Annotated in this window: 1 pseudogene; it reads right to left on the reverse strand. The window is 61.6% G+C overall.

Going from position 1 to position 664, the window contains the following annotated elements:
• A pseudogene (locus EOD07_RS36595) lies at positions 1-432 on the reverse strand (PAS domain S-box protein); the annotation flags it as partial.
• Positions 433-664: the final 232 nt, after the last annotated feature.

Genomic DNA, 664 nt, shown 5'->3' on the forward strand with positions numbered 1-664 from the left:
GTCGGCATCCGTCCAGTGGCGGATCGCGGTGTCGAGATAGCTGACGCCGCGGAAATTCCGGAACAGCCAGATCAGGCCGGCGACATCGTCGGGGTGGTTGTTGCCGCCAAGAAAGCCAAGCCGGGCCGCGTTCGTGTCGGGCTCGGCCTGTTCGAGCGCCAGCCGCGCGGCGCGATCGGCTAGCGGCACGGCGATGGCCTGGCGATATTCGTTGAAATACTCTTCCCGGCCGGTGTCGGCATAGAGGCTGAGGAAATAGATGGCGTGCTTCTGCCCCTTCGACCATTGGCTTTCGCCGCCGACATAGGCGCGCACGGCAGACAGCGTGTGGAGGCTGAGCGTCGCAACCAGCGCCTGGATCAGCACGACCGCGACGAAAGGCCAGACCAGTCCGATGAGACGCGGGGCGGCGTCGGTCGATGACAGCTTCATCCCATTCCCATGGAGCTCGTGCTGGCTCCCCCGGTGTCTGTCCGACCGGCTCATCCGTCGGTTGAGACGATGTTCTTCCCCGCATGTCGCCCGGTTACCGGCGACACCGATCCAGATAGCGCGCCTGGCTTAACGGCTGATAAATTTGTCCAGTATTTGTTTCATGAATTATTGCTCAGCAACTGAAGGACGCTTACGCCGCGTGATGGCGATATTTGGCGCAAAGTAAATA

The sequence above is a fragment of the Mesorhizobium sp. M2C.T.Ca.TU.002.02.1.1 genome (assembly GCF_003997225.1).